Raw genomic sequence first — 18208 nt, 5'->3', positions numbered from 1 at the left:
ATTTTATCAGTATTATCAATCATTTATAATCGAACTTGTCGCAATCCTTAAGGCCATTTTTACGCGGCTCGCGCTAGGCTGAGTCTCAAATGGGGAAAACCCCGTCAGGCACAATGGAGACATATAATGCGTATTATCGCCGTTACCTCGCAAAAAGGCGGTTCAGGCAAAACAACGCTTTCAGGCCACCTCGCAGTAGAAGCAGAACGCGCTGGCGCCGGCCCTGTCGCCCTTATCGATACAGACCCCCAAGGCAGTCTTTCTGAATGGTGGAACGAACGGGAAGCAACAGCTCCCGCATTCGCCCACACGGCCATCGGCTCCCTGGAGCAGGATTTGAACCAACTTCGCGAACAAGGCTTCCGCCTTGCGATTATCGACACGCCGCCCGCCATTACACGGTCCATTCAGGCTGTGGTGAGCCGTGCTGATCTGGTGATCATTCCAACCCGGCCTAGCCCCCACGACCTGCGGGCTGCTGGCGCCACCGTTGACCTGGTGGAACGCGCCGGCAAGCCACTGATGTTTGTGGTCAACGGCGCCACGGCCCGGGCCCGCCTTACCGGCGAGGCCGCAATCGCCCTTTCCCAGCACGGCACAGTGGCGCCAACGGTCGTCCATAACCGGCAGGATTTTGCCGCAAGCATGATCGACGGCCGCACAGTGATGGAAGCCGCGACGGGTGGCAAATCACACCAGGAAATCACCGAATTGTGGACGTACGTGGCAGACCGCATTGCGCGCCTGCCGCTTAAGGCAACCTTCAAAACCGTTGCCGCCGGCCGGTCGCCTTTCGGCAATCGTCCAAGCTTTGGCAACGTACAACACATCAGTTAAGTCGCCGGGACACGAAAGGATCTCACCATGACGATGGCATCTCTGACCGCATCCTTGCTTGCCAGAAAAGGCCACGCACAGCCTTCCGCATCGGCGCGGGATATTTTCGCCCCTGATCTTCCGGCGGAAAAACGCTGGCAAGCCCCGGTCAAGAAAAAGACCGATGTTCTTGGACATTCTGGGCAACCAGTACCACAGTCTGATAAGGCTGATGCACACCCCAAAGCGGCACAAGAAGCCGCCAACGAACAAATTTGCTCAGCGTCTCAAAAGGCATCTGAGCAGACACCGCCTCGTCCTTTGTTTGCCCCTGCTGAGGCACGGCATACACTGGTGCAAACGGACGAGGTGGTACGACCTTCCAAACCAGCAGCGAAAGCGGCTGCGGTTGATACCCGCAAACACAAAACCCTGCGGCTGGACGAGGACATGGACATGCAGCTTCGTCTGCTGGCGGCCCGCAAAGGCACGTCGCAGCAATCCCTGATGGAAGAAGCCGTCCGGGAGCTGCTGAAATCAGAGACGCGCGGCAGCAACTGCATCTGCGGTTCAAAGAAATAAGTTCTGCCTGACAATCAGGATTAGGGGATGCACCTCCCAAGTCCTGGCTCTTTGGGAGGAGCAAGCGGGGGAGCAGCTGAAACAGCTGTTCCCCCGTGCACTATTTGGATGCGACGGCCTCTCTCAACTCGGCGGTTTGGCGAAACAATCATAGCCGGATCTCTTGAGCGATACGCAGCGCTTGACCGCATCCTGCATGCCGCCGATTGGGCCAAACAGCAGGCGGAAAAGGCCAGGCCGGTTCGGCGCCTCAATGATTTCATGATACAGGTCGCCAACAGTGTCCGCTTTTTTTGCCAGAATCTCTTTTTCAAGCTCCCGGGTTTCTTCTTCACCCATGGCAAACCCGACCTCAAGCCGCCAAACGGCGTCCCAGTTTTCAGGTTTGCGCGACGCAGGGCTGTCTTCCGGCAGATCAATTTCCGCATCGGTCACCAGGTGAAGGTCAAGCGGCGTACGATCAAATCCTTTTGTCTCTAGATTTTCGGCATAGTCCTGGGCAGCCTTGACGGCCTCATCCTGGAGCTGCTGGCGCATGGCGGGTTCGGTTTCCGTCGCGGGGTCATAGTCTGTGCTGGCCGCGCGCCACACAAGGCCATACCCCCGGATCGGGTCCGGCACCAAGCCGCCCTCCCCATTCCAGTAAACCATGCCCAAAAGATACATCGCTTCCACGTCGCCCAGCAGCGCATATTGCTGCCAGATGGCCATCGCTTCCTGAACCGACGCCTGGTCCCGATCACCTTCGAAAAACAGGATGTTCGCCAGGTTCAGCGCGGCCTGCTTGCTGCCCATCTGTGCCCCCAGGCGGTAATACATCAGCGCAATTCTGGGTGCCGGCTCCCGCCCTACGCCAATCCGGTGAATTTCCGCCAGGTGAAAAAAGGCCTCGGCATTTCCAAGTTCGCCCAAACGGCGCAGCATATCGATTGCGGCGCCTACCTGATCCTGACGGATCAGTTCCAGCGCGTTCCTGATGCCATCGCCCAACTGGTCATCATCCGTCTGGCCAGCAGCCGACGCGGCGTCCTGCAAAGCATGGACCTTGAGGCCATACCCGGAAAGAAATCCGAGCACCAGGCAGGCAACCAACCATGTCCGCAACATTGTCATGACCTGAATCTAACGGGATTTTCGATAAAATTAAGAGAAAAAACGCTTAAAAGCATTTCGGATGATTAAACCTTCTTTCATGTCTTTACCATACGGTATGTCCTGAAATTATCAGGCAAATCCACGCTTACAAGTGAGCGTCATATGAATAGTTACAAAATGATCAGGCCACTTCTTATGTGCGCCAGCACCATCGCATTGTTGGGCTGCAGCTATCAAAGCGCATCCGACATGCCTCCCGTTGCATCCGATTTTTCGGCAGCCAGAGCGCAATCGGCAGGTGGCCTCAAGGCCATCGCTGATGATCTGGCAGCCAACGGCCAGCATGAAGCTGCCATTCCTCTTTACCGCCATCTCGGTGCCAAAACCGGCGACCCGGCAGTGCTTGCGGCGCTGGCAAACAGCCTCTCTGCCCGCGGCGCACATGAGGAAGCGGTCCGCATTCTCACGACCCTGGGCGCGCGCGGCCAGATGGACGGCAACAGCTGGTATACCCTGGGCAAAACCAACCTGGCGCTCGGCCAATTTGAGGATGCCCTGAGCGCATTTGAACAGGCTCGGGCCTATTCACCCAGCGACAGCAAAATCCTTTCCGGCCAGGCTATTTCAGAAGCGGCTATGGGCCGCACCGGCGATGCAATGAACACGCTGGCGGTCGTCATGGACCCGACCGGGCTGTCGAACCGCGCACTCCTTTATGCCACCACTGGTCACCCGGAAGTCGCTGTGACAATTCTGGAGCCGCTGGTGAAATCCGGCACACTTGGCCCGCAGGGACGGCAGAATCTGGCGATGGCGTATCTGCTTGATGGCCGCGAATCGGACGCATTCCAGATCGCGCGCCTGGATCTTGACCCGGAAACCATCGGTGACACCTTCACTTTCTACCGGTCGCTTTCGAGCCTGGCACCAAGCGAGCGTATGCAGGCTCTGGTAACCGGCACGATCGACCCGGCGTGGACTCGCGACGAGGCGGCAAACCTGCAGATTGCCGATTCGACCGACCGTCAGGATGCCGCCAAACGGTTGATGGAACAGCCGGTGATGATGGCCAAGGCACCCGAGCCGGAGCCGAAACCCGAGCCAGAGCCAGAACCTGAAGTTGAAGTTGCGCAGGCAGATTATGAGCTGACCGAAATTCCGCCCCTGGTGGAGCCTGAAGGCTGGGCGCTGCAAATCGGTGCCTACCGCACAATTGACAATCTGATGCGCGGCTGGACGATCCTGTACCGCCAGAGCGGCGATCTTTTGCAGGATATCCCGCCCCGCCGTTCTGAGGTGGATTTTGGTGACCGGGATACGGACCCGAAAGGCTTCTATTACCGCCTCAATGCCGGTCCGCTCAAGACCCTGAAGCAAGCGAAGGACCTGTGCGAGGAGCTGCGCGCACGCGGTACATCCTGCTGGATTCGCCCACCTGAGAAAACAGAAGGCAGCTTGCCCGATGAAACCAGCGCGACCAAAAAACCGGCGTCCACGACAACTCAGACAGCAAGCCTGGGCCAGTAGATCATCTGGAAAATGCGCTTTTTCCCTTGAACGGGATGGCCTCAATACCCAAAATCAGAAAGGATGCCGCACCCCGGCGTCCTTTTTTGCTTTTCGCCCGGACCACAGTCGAACCGGTGCTGCTTCACAGAAGGGCACAGCATGCGACATGGGAACAGGCGACTAACCGTTGCCATTCGCTTGATCAAGGAGAGGCCCATGTCCCGCATGTCTATTTTCAACAGTCCATTCCTTCTGGGCTTTGACCAACTGGAAGAGCTATTGGATAGCGTCTCCAAGAATTCGGGCGAAGGATACCCCCCCTACAACATCGAGCATATTGGCGACCATGCCATTCGCATCACGCTGGCGGTTGCGGGATTTTCAAAAGACGACCTATCGATCACCCTTGAGGCAAACCAGCTGATCATTCGCGGTAAACAGGCCGATGACAGCGGAGAAAAGGCCTATCTGCATCGCGGCATCGCCGCCCGGCAGTTTGTCCGGAAGTTCGTGCTGGCGGACGGCATGGAAGTGAGCGACGCAATGATGGAACATGGACTGTTGCATATTGACCTGACGCGTCCAGAGCAGCAGGAAACCATCCGCACCATCAAGATCTCTTAAGTCCGATGCGTCAGGAACAGACAACGCTAAGGGTTGCCACCACAGGCCAGGGCTGCTTCGAGATCACCCGGCAGGTCTCTGGCTTTGTGGCCGAAAGCGGTATTGATACCGGGCTGTTGACGCTTTTTATCCAGCATACAAGCGCCTCGCTGACGATTCAGGAAAACGCCGATCCAGACGTCCAGGCAGACCTGACTGATGCCCTTGGAAGGCTGGCGCCAGAAGACATGCGGCTTTACCGGCACACGTGTGAAGGACCGGACGACATGCCCGCGCACGTCAAGGCAGCGGTCACGGACGTATCGTTGAATATCCCGGTGATGGACGGCAGGCCTGTGCTGGGGACATGGCAGGGCATTTATGTGCTGGAACATCGGCGCATGGGGCACACGCGCCGGGTGGTTTGTCACCTGATGGGTGATTGAGGCAGATTCCTAGAAATCGTAAACAAGCGCTGCACGCGTGATGGTATCCCAGGCTGCGGTCCCAACCGGAGGCGCCGATTCATACTGAACCTCAAAGGAGAAGCGCGCCGCCAGGTGGGCATTGATGCGGGCCGTCAATTCCATCCAGTTTTCCACCGTCGTCATGTCGACGCCGATCAGGACAGAAGCCCGATCCTTGAAGCTTACGGAATCAGTCAACTTCAGTTCGTAGGTGGAAGAGATGCGCCCAAGGAATTCTTTCTCTGTCATTGTAGGCGACAGCATCGTGCCAAACTCATCGAACGTTGCCTCGACCCGGCTGATCCGAATACCTGGGCCACCCTGGAATCGGAGCTTCTGACGGTCGGTGTCGATAAGCTGGTAACCAATACCGATATTCTCGATAACCCGATAGTCATAGCCCGAGAACTTATCCATCTCGAGTTCGGTATAGTTGACTGCGTATGTTCCGTTCCAGGGGCGCCAGATGGCTTCATATTTGGTAACGAACCTCTGGCGGGTGGTTTCGCCACTGTTGCGGCCCAGATCAAAGTTCAGATCCAGGTCATGCGACCAACGCTCGCCAAAGTCGCGTCGGAAGCTGAGACCCATGGAGATCGACTGTTCGTCAGAGTCACCTGTGGAGGATGTCGCCCCCAACTCGGCCTGACCATTCCATAGAGACGGATCGAGATAGTAAATGATACCGCGGGCTTTAGAGGCCTCTTCAGCCGCAACCTTGCGCGCTTCTGCTTCTTCCACTTCCTGGATTTGCGCTGGCTCCATCCACTCGGGCTTCAGGCCCTTCGCCATCGCCAGGATGGCCTCCCTGTCATCCGGCCAGGTTGCCAGGGCGGCCTCAAGGATGGTATCAAACGTGGCCTGATCATCGCTGGCTACAGCCGTTTCCAACAGCTTGTCGTATCCTTTCGACCCGTCTGCCATAGCGGCTGGGGCCACTAGTGCGCTGAAGAGTAGGAATTGCGCTGCCAATCGGAGAGTGTATTTGCCAAACGTCTGCATCGAGGCCATAGTCCTTCAATATCTGGGGTATTTGGGCAGTGACTTAGCGCTACCGCGAAAAAAAAACAAGTCTTCAAGACCACGAAAAGGGGCATCAATATGCCGACAGCATTCATTACCGGGGCCACAGGATTCCTGGGGCGGCACATCATAGACGTCCTGCGCGAGGCCGGCTGGACAATATATGCCCTGGTTCGCAACGAAGATCGCGCCCGCAAACTGATCGGTGACGGCGTTACCTTCGTTCAGGGAGATCTGTTGCATGTGACCGGCTGCAAGAACCAGCTGCCTGACGGGATCAACTGTATTTTCCATGTCGCCGCAGATACCAGCACCTGGAAGAAGGAGGCCGACCAGCAAGCTGCCATCAACATTGGTGGCACAGAATCCATGCTGCAACTTTGCCAGGAATTGAAGGCAGACCGCTTCGTCCATGTGTCCTCGACCTCCGTATATGGCATCCATAAGGATACGGTGACCGAAACCAGCGAATACCGCGCCCTATATAGCTGGGTTTCCTATGCTCGCACCAAAGCCATCGCTGAGAGGCGTGTTTTGGACGCGGTCAGCCGCGGTATTAATGCCGTGATCCTGAACCCAACCCATATTGTTGGCCGCTATGATGACCATAACTGGTCGCGTATGATCCAGATGCTGAACGAAGGCACGTTACCTGGCGTACCACCCGGAGCGGGCAATTTTGCCAACGGTCGATCGGTCGCAGAAGCTGTCGTGGCAGCCTATGAAAAAGGCCAGACCGGTGAAAATTATATCCTTGGCGGCCCCTATGCCACGATGCGAGAATTCCTGTCGCTAGCCGCGGCCGAGTTGGCGAAACCGGCGCCCGGCAAACCGACCCCTGCTTTCGTACTCAAAGCTGTGTCCCGTGTGCTCTCTGTCGGGTCAGCGATAACGGGTAAACGGCCCATGATCACGCCCGAAGAGGCCTATTTCGCGTGCGAGACCGTGGCGGCTTCAGGTGAAAAAGCAGTCCGGGAACTGGGCTATCGGGAAGTGCCACTGGAGCAATCCGTGAAGGAGAGTATCACCTATCTGCGCGAGCAGAAGAGACTGTAAGCACCCGGACGTTACCTGCGGCGCGCCACAGGCATAACCAGAAGGCTGCCCACAAGGCTGTGCACCATGCCTGCAATCAGCAGCGTGTCAAATGCCACACCTGCGTCCAATAGAAGACCCAGCAGATAAGGCGCCAGGGCCGTGGAAAGCACCAGCAATGACGTTGCAAGCGCCTTGATCTCCCCGAGGTAACGCGTGCCATATATCTCCGCCCACATGGCGTTATTGACCGGCCCGGCCGCCCCCAGCACCAGGCCCATCAGCGCCAGGAAGATACCGATCCCGATTCCGCCTGTGCTGACAAGACCGACCAACAGCCCGATGGCCATGATGGGTGGATACCAGGGCAGCAAACGGCGGCCGCCGAAGTGATCCACAAGCGCGCCCCCCAGAAGCGGGGTGACCGCAGCCCCCAGGGCATACAGCCAGTAAAGTCCGGTGAAGGCCTGCATCGTCCAGCCCTTGGAACTGGCGATATCTTCGGCAAAAAAGAAGACGGCTGTGATCCAGAAAGGCGTAACGATTACGGCAGGCAATGCCAGATAGAAGCGGTAGTCCCGGACAACATCCCTGCGCCGCCAGACCTTGCCCCCCACCGCGCCATCTGACGGCCCGTTCGCCGCAGAAGACGCCACCCAGTCGGCATGGCGCCTTTCGTGATGCCGCAGCAGGTAGGTCACGAGAGGCAATGCCACAAGAAGGCAGACGCCAGCAAAGACGAGCCAGCTGGATTGCCAGCTCACCCGCGTCATCAGGAACACGGCTAACGCGGGAAAAATGGCCTGCCCGACCGGCATCCCGAGCCCAGCAATGGCCACTGCCCGTCCCCTGTTTCGGTCAAAATAGCGCGACATGGTGGTCATGGCCGCATGGGTCATCATGCCCTGGCCCATCAAGCGGACAAACATCATCGCGGCAAACAACAGAAACACTGGCCCGGCCAATCCCATGGATAGACAGGCAACTGCAAGCAACAGAACCAGACCAGCGGCATAACGCGCAAGCGGCACGCTGTCGATCAAATGGCCAAACCGGTTCAGCCCAATGGCGCTGCCGATGGTGACAATCATGTAATACAAGCCGAAATCACTGTTCGACAGCTCGTATGCGGTCGAGATTGGTTCCCGGTATACCCCAATGAAATAGGTTTGACCGAAGCTGGAGAAAATCGCGACCGTAAAGCCGAACCCCAGAAGCTTCAGATTGTCTCGCAGGAAAGCCATACATGCTCCAGCTCAGAAATTCCGCCGTATTTTAGGCAAAATCAACGTTTAAAATCTTGTTAAGCATCTAGGCGCAAGCTGGATAAAACTCAAATGAATTGAGTCGATCAGGCAACATAGGAGGTCTTCATGCCTCTCACATCTCACCTGCCCACCGGAACAGGCTCCGGCGCGCAGGATACAGGTCGTCAGGCCCGGCTATTGGGTCATGTGGCGGCAGTTGACGCTGCGGGTTTCACACTTGCGGTTGAGCCTACGCTGGCGCGTGACGGGGCTCTTTCCGATTTTCTTCGCATTGGTGCAACACTCAAACTTCCGGTGGGCGATGACCAGCTGTTTGGCGTGATCCGCAAGGTAACAGCCGGCCAGTCAGGTGCGCTTAATCTCACCGTCGACCTGTTGGGCCAATATTGCGAAAAGCATTTTTCCCGTGGTGTGCGGACGTTCCCCTTGCCGGGCAATCCGGCCTATGCGGCGTCCGACAGCGACCTCGAGAAAATCTACGCACCCAGAAATGACGGGGCGATCCGTGTCGGCACGGTACACCCAAGTGGCACCATCCCCGCCAGCCTTCTGGTGGAAAAACTGCTGTCGAAACACTTCGCGGTTCTGGGCAGCACCGGGACGGGCAAATCCAGTACCGTTTCACTGATGATCCACCGGCTGGTGGAACGATGCCCCAACGCCCATATCGTGATCCTGGACCCGCACAATGAATATGCCCGGGCCTTTTCCGGCAACGGCGTTCATTTCTCCACCGACAATCTGAAGCTGCCTTACTGGCTGATGAATTTCGAAGAACATGTGGAAGTCTTTATCGGCCGGGATGCCCACAACAGGCAGGCGGAAATTGATATCCTCAAACGCTGCCTGCTGGCCGCCCGCAAGGTTTCTGGCCCGAGTTATCAGCTGACAAAGCTGACCGTGGACACCCCTATCCCCTATAAGCTCACGGACCTGCTGAAGAGCATCGACGACGAGCTTGGCAGCTTCGAAAAGGCAGAAGAGGTTCGGCCGTTCCTGCGGCTCAGGAACAAGGTTGAAGAGCTGCGGGCCGACCAACGTTTCGCCTTCATGTTCTCGGGCATGTTGATGCAGGACAATCTGACCAGCCTTGTGTCTCAGCTGCTGCGCTTCCCTGTGGACGGCAGGCCGGTGACCACGCTGGACCTATCTGGCGTGCCCTCCGACATCGTCGACGTTGTGGTCTCGCTCCTTAGCCGTCTGGTGTTCGACTTCGCCATGTGGAGCCGGCGGCATGCGGACGCCACCCCCATCCTGCTGGTATGCGAGGAAGCTCACCGCTATGTGCCGCACGCGGCCAGCGATGCCCGCATCCATGCAGCACGTAGGTCGCTGGAGCGAATCGCCAAGGAAGGCCGGAAGTATGGCGTGGCGCTTGGGCTCGTGTCCCAACGCCCGTCTGACCTGTCGGAATCGGTGCTGAGCCAATGCGGCACCATTATTTCCATGCGCATGAACAACGAGAAAGACCGGTCTTATGTGGCAGACGCCATGCCGGAAGGCGGCGAAAGCTTCCTGGCATCGCTACCGAGTCTGCAGAACCGCGAATGCGTGATCGCAGGCGAAGGCGTTGGTTGCCCAATCCGGGTTCAGCTGGATTTCCTTGATGAACACCGCAGGCCAGCAAGCAATGACCCAGAGTTTCACGAAAGCTGGCGGCAAGATGTTGACTGCCTTGAGGAATTGGTGAACGATACGATCAACAATTGGAGGCGGGGAGTGAGATAGGAGGCACAATGTCCTTAGGCCAAAGCGTCCATTACGAAATTGTGGGGCGACGCGGCAGCAGTTGGACCATTCTGGAAGTCATCAAAGACAGGAAAGTGGCCGTCGAGAAAGCTGAAGAGCTTTGGGGCAGCCGCCGGTACACCGGAATAAAAGTCTCCAAGGAAAGCTACGACAAGGCCAACAATGAGTTCTCGTCTATCGAGATCTATTCCCGTGGCGCCCAGCGAAAACAGTCGAAGTATGACCAGAGCGGATCCATTTCGCCCTGCCTGACCCCTGACGACCTCTACAGCCCTGATGGACGGCGGTCAATCTGGGACCTTTTGGGGAACACGCTGGCAGACTGGATGATCACGCCAACAGAGCTTCTGCACAGCCTTGAGCATTACTATAAGCTCTACAATGCCGGTACCAAGCTTCAGAATGCCGTGCAACGGACTGCCGTTTCCTTTGAAGAAGAACAAGGCTCCATTCAGGAGCGGATGCGCAAAATCTACAAGATCATCGATCAGTCGATTGAGATCATGAAAGGGAATGCCGAAAAGATTCCGTCGCTGGAAATGGGGCGACTGAAGCCAATCATCGAGCAGCTGAAGGAAAAGTCAAACAAGCGCTTCCTGCTGATTTCCTCGATTACAGAATACCTTAGGCCTGCAGTGACACTGAGCGATAAGATCGGCCGCTCAATCGTCCTTCTGGCGGCGGATCGCCCCTCATGGGTTATCGAAATATTAGACCAGTTCATCGCCGAGCTGATGCAACACCAATCGGTACCGTTCCAGCTTCTTGGCGAACCGGACGACCGGGCGCAGTTCATTATCTGGCTGGCGCACCTTCAGGCTGGTCAACTGAGCATGATGGGCGAGAATGAACATTCACCGTGTTTCAGCGACGAAGTCTTAAGGCTGAACGGTTTCCTGTCCCAGGGGCAGATGCCGCAGACCGCACGCGTCCTGCTGGGTCGCCTTCAAACGGAGATCGAAGCCGCCAAACCGATCAGTGACCTGGGCCTTGTGGACCAACTGAAGCGCCTGAACCAGATTCGCGAGACTCTCGAATCCCTCGTTGAGGATGTCGGGCAATTTGAGGGCCTCGAAGAAGCCCTTTCAAAACGGTCAGCCCGTCTGTTGAACAGCCAGGCGGTAGGCGAGACGCTTTTCGAAATGAAAAGCCCCATTGACCAATTGAATGCGTTGCTCGACCTCGAGAAATTCACGATCGGGCATAGCAACAAGCGGATGGTTGCCAACTTCATGCTGCCGATCCTGACCCGGCCAGAATATGAATCGGTGTTTGTCGGGCTGGACAACCACCAACCCATCCAGCGCATGGGCGACCTGACCAAGCTGCAGAATCGGATCAACGAGGCGGACCTCACAGAAATGCATCGGCGCAAGATCGCGGAAAAGCTGGATGCCTTCTGCAAGGCCATCCTGGACAATACGCAGATTCTGAAAAAGCTGCATAACCTGGACATCAGCCTGCAGGAAAAATCAAAGAAAATCCTGAATATGCTGGCTGAAGATTTCTTCACCCAGGGCGATTGCCGCGACCGGGCAGAACATCAGGTACGCATTTACATGAAGCAGCCCGGCTTCACCGAAGGTCTGATTGCAGGATTGGACCGGAAGGCGGCAGAAGCCGAACTCATGAACTTCAGAGTGCTTCTGGAACAGGCGGGCATCACCAAGCCGCCCCAAGAAGAGGTCAGGGAAGAAGAAGACTTCGACCCTGATGAGGAAATCGCAGACGATTCGGACGAAACCGAAAACAAAACTGAAGAATAGGGCGGGAAGTCAGGCCCGAATATCGGCCTAGAAATCAGAGATAATGCCGTTTTTTTCCCAGTCCCCATAACGGGTAGGTTCGGGGCCCTTGCGGCCACCAAGCTCTTTCGGGAGCACCTTGGCTTTGCCTTGGCCAGCACCGCCTGAGGCGCCGGGCTTGTCTTTATCAGCCTTGGATTCCGTTTTGTCACTCATCACTCTTGTCCTTCAATTCTTTCCTGAACACCAGCGAGCCCTTCCTTGTGAGCCCGGTACCAGAAATAGAGGCCAAACACTGCCACTACAAGAGGTAGGATAAAACCGAATTCATTGGCATACCGCCAGGTTTCCTCATACTGCACCGTCATCGGCTGCAGGATCGACAGGATATAAGCATTGTGCGCAGCATGCAGAACTGTGGCTGTCCAAAGATTCCCCGACTTCAGCCAGTAATAGGTCATGATGAAGGAAATACCCACCGTCATCAGGGTGAAGTTGGCAAACTGGACGTGCAGGTCCACCGGGCCGGCGTTATATTTTGTGAAATAAATCAGCGGCATGTGCCATGCGGCCCACACCAGGCCCGTCAGCAGCGACGCAATCGGGAAACTTGTTTTCCGGAGCAAAAGCGGCGTCAACAGACCGCGCCAGCCAATCTCTTCACCCAGTGCGGTTGCCATGTGCCAGATCATGCCAACAGCACCGAAAATCAGGGCGCCCATCAAAACCGTCGCGGCAGGTGACCAGCCGACAAGACCCAGATGATAGCCTGCTTCTTCCACGAACTTGGGGTCCAGCACACCACCAAAGCCCAGGCCCCAGATAAGCCCATATGCCACAAGGCCGTAGGCTATCGGGGTCAGGAAAGACAGCAGCTGCCATTTCGGCCGCCCCCAGGACCAGCCCAACGACCCGATATCCAGTTTGAGGAATTTGTAGGTCAATAGTGCAGCAATGCCCGGGGTCCACATCATGATGGCCACATAGTGGCGCTTGAAACCCATTTCGATCACCATCATGGCGGCGCCGCCGCCAAGGATGGCCGTCAGCACCAGAAACAGCACAATCGTCCTGGTTGTCATTTCCGTTGGCGGAGTTTTTCCCTGCCTGATATCAGACATGAATTGTCCCTTCTCCCATTCGCCCTGACCCTGTCTTAGCGAATTTTGCCACCTTTTTTAAGTAAAAGGCGCACATCTTGAACCAAAGTCTAGGCTGCCCAAATATAGAAGGCCGCACAATATAGATGCGACAGAACGATGTGTGAGTGAGCTATGATGAGTTTTGCCAGAACCGCCCTTCTTATGGCCGCCATGACCGGCCTCTTCCTTGCCATCGGCTATATGCTTGGTGGCACAGGCGGCATGATGATCGCTTTCGCCATCGCAGCTGCCATGAACCTGTTCGCCTACTGGAATTCGGACCGTATGGTCCTGTCCATGCACGGCGCGCGTCAGGTGGACGCGCAATCGGCGCCCGAACTGGTCAGCATGGTGGCGGCGCTCGCCCGACGGGCCGACCTGCCCATGCCGAAGGTCTATATCATCGACAACCCCCAGCCGAACGCATTCGCGACAGGCCGGAACCCTGAAAATGCTGCGGTTGCTGCCACGACCGGCTTGCTGAGGACGCTGAACCGATCTGAAATCGAAGGCGTGATGGCCCACGAACTGGCGCACGTAAAGAACCGCGACACGCTGACGATGACCATCACCGCGACCATTGCTGGCGCCATATCCATGCTGGCGAACTTTGCCCTTTTCTTTGGCGGCAACCGGAATAATCCGCTGGGGCTAATCGGTACCATTCTGGTGATGATCTTTGCCCCCATGGCCGCCATGCTGGTGCAGATGGCCATATCGCGAACGCGCGAATTTGCCGCCGACAAAGCAGGGGCCGAAATCAGTGGGGAGCCCCTGGCACTCGCCAGTGCGCTCGAAAAACTTCATCTCGGTGCCGGTCGCACCGTCAATGAAGCTGCGGAGGATAACCCCGCCACGGCCCATATGTTTATCGTCAACCCGCTGCATGGCCGGGCCTTTGACAGCCTCTTTTCCACGCACCCGCGCATGGAAGAACGGATCGCACGCCTTGAAGCGATGGCTGACCGGATGCCGCCATCCGCCACACCAGGCGGCTCAGGCATCCCAAACAGTGGCGGCAGTCGTCGCGGCCCTTGGGGCTAGGCTATAGACCTTCTCTGGCAGCCAGTTCCTCCAGGTTGGCTTCGGGGCGGGCGCCCAGGTGGGAAATAACTTCAGCGGCAGCCATCCCGCCAAGCTTTGCGCATGTTTCCAGGTCTTTGCCGCTGGTATAGCCAAAAAGGAAACCCGCAGCATACAGGTCACCGGCACCTGTGGTGTCTTCCACGTGCGTCGGATGCGCCGGAACCGTCACCACGTCATCAGCGGTCAGGATCACTGACCCCTTTTCGGACCGGGTGAGCGCCGCCAGTTTCACATGGGGGCGCAAGCGCTCCATGGCTTCCTCAAAACTGTCCACCTGGTACAGCGAGGTAATCTCGGATTCATTGGCAAAGAGAATATCCACCTTGCTTTCCACCAGGTCGACAAATTCCGACCGAAAACGGTCGACACAAAAGCTGTCAGAAAGCGAGAGCGACACCAGGTTGCCGTGCTCGTGCGCCACATCCATGGCCCGCAGGACAGCCTCTTTCTGATGGTCCCGGTCCCACATGTAGCCTTCGATGTAGGTGACGGCCGAATTTGCGACAACATCTTCATCAATGTCGCTCAGGCTCAGCTCACCGCATGCGCCCAGGTAAGTGCTCATGGTGCGTTGGGCATCGGGCGTTACCAAAATCATGCTGGTGGCGGTTGGCGCACCTTCCTTCGCCGGGGCGGTTTCATAGGAAACGCCGATTGCTCGAATGTCGTGCCGGAATACCATGCCAAGCTGGTCGTCATGCACCCGGCCGATGTAGGCAGCCTTGCCGCCAAGGGACGCAATACCCGCCGCCGTGTTACCGGCCGACCCGCCGGACCGCTCGACCGCGGGCGGCATGTCATCATAGATGCGCGCGGATGTGTCGGCGTCCACCAGCATCATCGACCCCTTGATCCGTTCGTGCGTTTCAAGGAAAGCGTCATCCACCCGGGCAATGATGTCCACGATGGCGTTGCCGATGCACAGAACCTGAAATTTTTCCGACATGTCTGATCCCTTACGGTCGGGGATTCCCCCTTGGTTTTTCCTGAAACGCACCATAGAAAACATGTGCAGCATTGCAAGCCTTGATGCTTGTGCCTATCTTTTCAGGATAACAAGAGGCACGCCACGTGCCAGAATAATTGATGCGAGGGGAAAATATCATGATCGGCCGAGCCATTAATCGAAGTTGGCAGCAGCTTTTTCATCCCAAGTTCCGCAGTGTATTTTTCATTGCCCTAATTGCCGCCATTCTGACGCTTATCGGACTGAATTACGCACTCTATGCATATTGGCCGGAAGACTGGACCAGCGGTATCGACTGGCTGGACCAGTCCGGATTTTGGACCATGTCGATCATCGGCTCTTATGTTTTGTTCCCCGGTCTTGTGACCATGGTTATGGGCTTCCTGACCGACCAAATCGCCGATGCAGTCGAGGACGAATATTACCCAAATCGCAAGGCCATGCGTAAAGTAGCACTCACAGACGTCATTTTCGGTGCGCTCAAACTGACTTTGCTAGTGATTTTGGTCAACATCATCGCCTTCGTGCCCTATGTGATCCTGCTGTTCACCGGTATCGGAACGCTTATCTTGTTTGTCGCGGTCAATGGCTTCCTTCTGGGTCGGGAATATTTCGAGATGGTGGCCATCCGCCACATGCCCGCCCGTGAGGTCAACCGCATGCGCAGGCTTTATGGCGGCAAGATTTTTATGGGCGGTGCCACGATTGCAGCACTTTTTGCTGTTCCTTTTCTTAACCTGTTGGCGCCTATCATCGGCGCCGCGATGATGACCCATATCTTCCACTTTCTGGCGCATGAGGATGGCCGTGTCTTTGACCGTTAAGAGCTTCACCCGAAAATTTCTGCTTATGGGCGCTGCCGGCAGCTTACTTGCCGCTTGTGGACCTACTGCGGTTGAACCACCGCAGACCCAGGCGCCAGAGCCTGTCGTTGAAACCGAACAAATCGCACCGCAAGAAGAAACCCTTCCTGCGGCACCGCCACCGGAACCGGAACGCCTGCAGGGCCTGAACCCGCGCGAGGTCGTTACCCTTCTGGGCGATCCAACGCTGGTGCGCCGCGACGGCCCCGTGCAGGTGATGCTGTTCGAAAATCATGACTGTGTTCTTGAAGTTGTGTTCCGGGAACCCAACCAGAATGAATATTTCCAGGCACACTATATTGCTGCGCGCAGCCTGGACGGAAAGACGGCGGATACGCAAGCCTGCCTGATGAAAGTCTTGCCGAACGGCAATTGGCCTGACAAATAGAAGGGCCGGAAGGCACCACACAGGGAGACACACAAATGCAGCTGAACGCTGGCGTCATCATCAAACTGGCGGTCTGGAGCTTCCTTGTCGGGCTGTTGCTATACTGGCTGGAATGGAGCCCTGGCGACGTATACGGCTGGCTGGCAAACAAGATCGCCACCCTCTGGGACTGGCTGGTGGGTAGCGGCCTACAGTATGTACTGCTGGGTGCAACCATCGTCGTGCCGGTCTATCTGATCATGCAGTTCAAGAACCGGCGGCGGCGCGGATGACGCGCTTTTTCGATCCTGGGCAGCATGAAGATGAAACGGCGGACGCGCGCCTACGCGCGGCAGCGACTGCCCGCAACAGGGATGTGATCCTGGCGGTTCTGAAGACGCACCTGCCGGAACGTGGCAGCCTCCTGGAGGTCGCCAGCGGCACCGGCGAGCATGCGGCCCATATGGCAGGCCATTTCCCTAACCTCCATTGGCAACCAACGGACATCGACCCACGCCACATCGCCAGTATTGACGCCTGGCGCATACATGTTGGCCAGGACAATATTTTGCCTGCCAAACACCTTGATGTCCTCGAAGACCGATGGCCGATTGACCATCTGCCCGCCCCCCTGGTTGCTGTGATGGCGGTAAACCTGATCCACATCAGCCCCTGGGAAGTCACAGAGACACTCGTGGCCGGTGCGGGCGAAACCCTCGGCTCCGGCGGCGTCTTCTATCTCTATGGCCCCTACAAACGTTTTGGCGCCCATACCTCAGAATCCAACGAAGCCTTTGACGCCTCACTCAAGAGCCGCGATCCATCCTGGGGTGTTCGGGATATGGAATCCGTTGTGGAATTGGCTGCTGAAGCCGGCTTCGGGAAGCCTGAAGTCATCCCCATGCCCGCCAACAATTTCTCGCTGGTATTCAAAAAATAAGCGCCCTGCCTATGACAGAGCGCCCAGGTCTTCAGTACTAACCAACGTTAGCTGGATACGGCTTCTACCGCTTCCGCTTCAGTGCTGTCGTTCGCCATCTCGCCCACATCGTAATGTTTGGAATAGCGCTTGGCGATCCGTTCCACCGGCAGCAGGATAAAGACGTCCGTGGTGCCGAACTGTTCGTCAACCACAGCGCCGTCACCAATGAAACAACCGATGCGCAGGTAGCCTTTGACAAGCGGTGGCAGTGCGCGGCGCGCCATACGCACATCCAGCTCGCTCTCGCCGATGTTATTCATCTCGATATACTGGCCATCCAGCGCCTTTACGTGAAAGTCGTCTGGCACAAGATGATTGTGATAAAGGTAGGAGAAGGCTTCTTTGAACTCTTCCGGGTTCGTGCCTTCAAAGCTGGCGCAACCGAACATATAAGCAATCTTGTGCTCTTTCAGATATTCGGCAATGCCTTTCCACAGCATGTTGATGGTGCTGTTGGCGCGGTAATCCTTATGGACGCAGGACCGGCCCAGTTCCAGAAGCTGTCGGCCTTCGCCCATCTGCTGTTTGAACTTGTCGCTCATCAGCGGTTTGATGTCGAATTCACCTGCGGAATAGAAACCATTATTCCGCTCCGCCACTTCCTGCCTGAGAAGTCGGTAGGTGCCCACAATCCGCTTCGATTTCGGCCGGTCATGGTCGATCACCAGCAAGTGGTCGCACACCGTATCATAGGGGTCGATGTCGCGTTTGGTCATGCGCATGCGCCAATCGGGCTTGGCATGCATTTCCTCGTAGAAAATCTTGTAGCGCAGCTTCTGCGCTGCCTTGATTTCCTTGAAGGACCGCGCCAGACGCACCTCAAGGCTGCCTTGTCGGACATAAGAAGGAGCACCGGCCATGGCTTGGGCCGCGGCGACACGAGGGCGAATGCGAGCATATCTTTTCATA

20 protein-coding genes are annotated in these 18208 nt (G+C 56.8%); 13 read left to right on the top strand and 7 right to left on the bottom strand.

Annotated elements, in window-relative coordinates:
- The first annotated feature begins 126 nt into the window (after window positions 1–126).
- Window positions 127–837, top strand: a complete 711-nt coding sequence (locus KORLAC_RS17725; RefSeq protein ID WP_068309011.1) for a ParA family protein — start codon at window positions 127–129, stop codon at window positions 835–837.
- A gap of 27 nt (window positions 838–864) precedes the next feature.
- Entirely contained in the window at window positions 865–1398 is a 534-nt protein-coding gene (locus KORLAC_RS17720) for a ribbon-helix-helix domain-containing protein (protein WP_068309008.1), read from the top strand.
- Between the two features lie 123 nt (window positions 1399–1521).
- On the opposite strand, the gene KORLAC_RS17715 is transcribed toward KORLAC_RS17720, so the two are convergent.
- Entirely contained in the window at window positions 1522–2511 is a 990-nt protein-coding gene (locus KORLAC_RS17715; RefSeq protein ID WP_139167377.1) for a tetratricopeptide repeat protein, read from the bottom strand.
- A 144-nt stretch (window positions 2512–2655) separates the two neighbouring features.
- Between KORLAC_RS17715 and KORLAC_RS17710 the strand changes: the two genes are divergently transcribed.
- The 3 genes from KORLAC_RS17710 (at window position 2656) to KORLAC_RS17700 (ending at window position 5051) form a co-directional block, all read left to right on the top strand.
- Complete coding sequence (locus KORLAC_RS17710) at window positions 2656–4020, top strand: SPOR domain-containing protein (RefSeq protein WP_082714769.1); 1365 nt, start codon at window positions 2656–2658, stop codon at window positions 4018–4020.
- Between the two features lie 198 nt (window positions 4021–4218).
- Complete coding sequence (locus KORLAC_RS17705) at window positions 4219–4626, top strand: Hsp20 family protein (RefSeq protein WP_068309002.1); 408 nt, start codon at window positions 4219–4221, stop codon at window positions 4624–4626.
- 5 nt (window positions 4627–4631) lie between these two features.
- On the top strand, window positions 4632–5051 hold the full coding sequence (locus KORLAC_RS17700; RefSeq protein WP_068309000.1) for a secondary thiamine-phosphate synthase enzyme YjbQ: 420 nt from the start codon (window positions 4632–4634) through the stop codon (window positions 5049–5051).
- A 9-nt stretch (window positions 5052–5060) separates the two neighbouring features.
- Here the strand turns inward: KORLAC_RS17700 and KORLAC_RS17695 are convergent, their stop codons facing one another.
- Complete coding sequence (locus tag KORLAC_RS17695) at window positions 5061–5996, bottom strand: DUF481 domain-containing protein (protein ID WP_068308998.1); 936 nt, start codon at window positions 5994–5996, stop codon at window positions 5061–5063.
- A gap of 177 nt (window positions 5997–6173) precedes the next feature.
- Here KORLAC_RS17695 and KORLAC_RS17690 point away from each other — a divergent pair, with 177 nt between their 5' ends.
- On the top strand, window positions 6174–7151 hold the full coding sequence (locus KORLAC_RS17690) for an NAD-dependent epimerase/dehydratase family protein (protein WP_068308996.1): 978 nt from the start codon (window positions 6174–6176) through the stop codon (window positions 7149–7151).
- Window positions 7152–7162: 11 nt separating this feature from the next.
- Here KORLAC_RS17690 and KORLAC_RS17685 read toward each other — a convergent pair whose 3' ends face one another.
- The gene (locus KORLAC_RS17685) at window positions 7163–8374 is read right to left on the bottom strand and encodes an MFS transporter (protein ID WP_068308994.1); all 1212 of its coding nucleotides are present in this window, start codon (window positions 8372–8374) and stop codon (window positions 7163–7165) included.
- A 129-nt stretch (window positions 8375–8503) separates the two neighbouring features.
- On the opposite strand from KORLAC_RS17685, the gene KORLAC_RS17680 reads away from it, so the two are divergent.
- Together KORLAC_RS17680 and KORLAC_RS17675 are read left to right on the top strand one after the other, a co-directional pair.
- A complete protein-coding gene (locus tag KORLAC_RS17680) occupies window positions 8504–10126 on the top strand; it encodes an ATP-binding protein (RefSeq protein WP_074519237.1) in 1623 nt (540 codons plus the stop codon).
- A gap of 8 nt (window positions 10127–10134) precedes the next feature.
- Window positions 10135–11913 (top strand): hypothetical protein, encoded by a 1779-nt coding sequence (locus KORLAC_RS17675; RefSeq protein ID WP_068308990.1) that lies wholly within the window; start codon window positions 10135–10137, stop codon window positions 11911–11913.
- 27 nt (window positions 11914–11940) lie between these two features.
- On the opposite strand, the gene KORLAC_RS18745 is transcribed toward KORLAC_RS17675, so the two are convergent.
- A complete protein-coding gene (locus KORLAC_RS18745; RefSeq protein WP_074519238.1) occupies window positions 11941–12108 on the bottom strand; it encodes a DUF1674 domain-containing protein in 168 nt (55 codons plus the stop codon).
- A complete protein-coding gene (locus tag KORLAC_RS17670; protein WP_068308988.1) occupies window positions 12108–13013 on the bottom strand; it encodes a CPBP family intramembrane glutamic endopeptidase in 906 nt (301 codons plus the stop codon). The genes KORLAC_RS18745 and KORLAC_RS17670 overlap by 1 nt, the downstream gene beginning before the upstream one ends.
- 156 nt (window positions 13014–13169) lie before the next feature.
- On the opposite strand from KORLAC_RS17670, the gene htpX reads away from it, so the two are divergent.
- Window positions 13170–14078, top strand: a complete 909-nt coding sequence (gene htpX, locus KORLAC_RS17665; RefSeq protein ID WP_068308986.1) for a zinc metalloprotease HtpX — start codon at window positions 13170–13172, stop codon at window positions 14076–14078.
- 1 nt (window position 14079) lies between these two features.
- On the opposite strand, the gene KORLAC_RS17660 is transcribed toward htpX, so the two are convergent.
- On the bottom strand, window positions 14080–15066 hold the full coding sequence (locus tag KORLAC_RS17660) for an adenosine kinase (RefSeq protein WP_068308984.1): 987 nt from the start codon (window positions 15064–15066) through the stop codon (window positions 14080–14082).
- Window positions 15067–15224: 158 nt separating this feature from the next.
- Between KORLAC_RS17660 and KORLAC_RS17655 the strand changes: the two genes are divergently transcribed.
- From KORLAC_RS17655 to KORLAC_RS17640, 4 genes are read left to right on the top strand one after another with little or no spacing between them, the layout of a single operon-like run.
- Complete coding sequence (locus KORLAC_RS17655; RefSeq protein ID WP_068308982.1) at window positions 15225–15911, top strand: EI24 domain-containing protein; 687 nt, start codon at window positions 15225–15227, stop codon at window positions 15909–15911.
- Complete coding sequence (locus KORLAC_RS17650; RefSeq protein ID WP_074519239.1) at window positions 15895–16338, top strand: hypothetical protein; 444 nt, start codon at window positions 15895–15897, stop codon at window positions 16336–16338. Before KORLAC_RS17655 ends, KORLAC_RS17650 begins: the two co-directional genes overlap by 17 nt.
- A gap of 35 nt (window positions 16339–16373) precedes the next feature.
- The gene (locus tag KORLAC_RS17645) at window positions 16374–16610 is read left to right on the top strand and encodes a DUF6460 domain-containing protein (RefSeq protein ID WP_068308978.1); all 237 of its coding nucleotides are present in this window, start codon (window positions 16374–16376) and stop codon (window positions 16608–16610) included.
- Window positions 16607–17257, top strand: coding sequence for a DUF938 domain-containing protein (locus KORLAC_RS17640; RefSeq protein ID WP_068308976.1), 651 nt, complete (start codon window positions 16607–16609; stop codon window positions 17255–17257). The genes KORLAC_RS17645 and KORLAC_RS17640 overlap by 4 nt, the downstream gene beginning before the upstream one ends.
- A gap of 47 nt (window positions 17258–17304) precedes the next feature.
- Here the strand turns inward: KORLAC_RS17640 and olsB are convergent, their stop codons facing one another.
- Window positions 17305–18207, bottom strand: coding sequence for a l-ornithine N(alpha)-acyltransferase (olsB, locus tag KORLAC_RS17635; RefSeq protein ID WP_068308974.1), 903 nt, complete (start codon window positions 18205–18207; stop codon window positions 17305–17307).
- Window position 18208 lies beyond the last annotated feature (1 nt).

This window comes from Kordiimonas lacus (genome assembly GCF_001550055.1).
In the GTDB taxonomy this organism is placed as follows: Bacteria; Pseudomonadota; Alphaproteobacteria; order Sphingomonadales; family Kordiimonadaceae; genus Kordiimonas; species Kordiimonas lacus.
The sequence above is the reverse complement of the archived record's forward strand: the minus strand, read 5'-3'. Positions and strand labels throughout refer to the sequence as shown.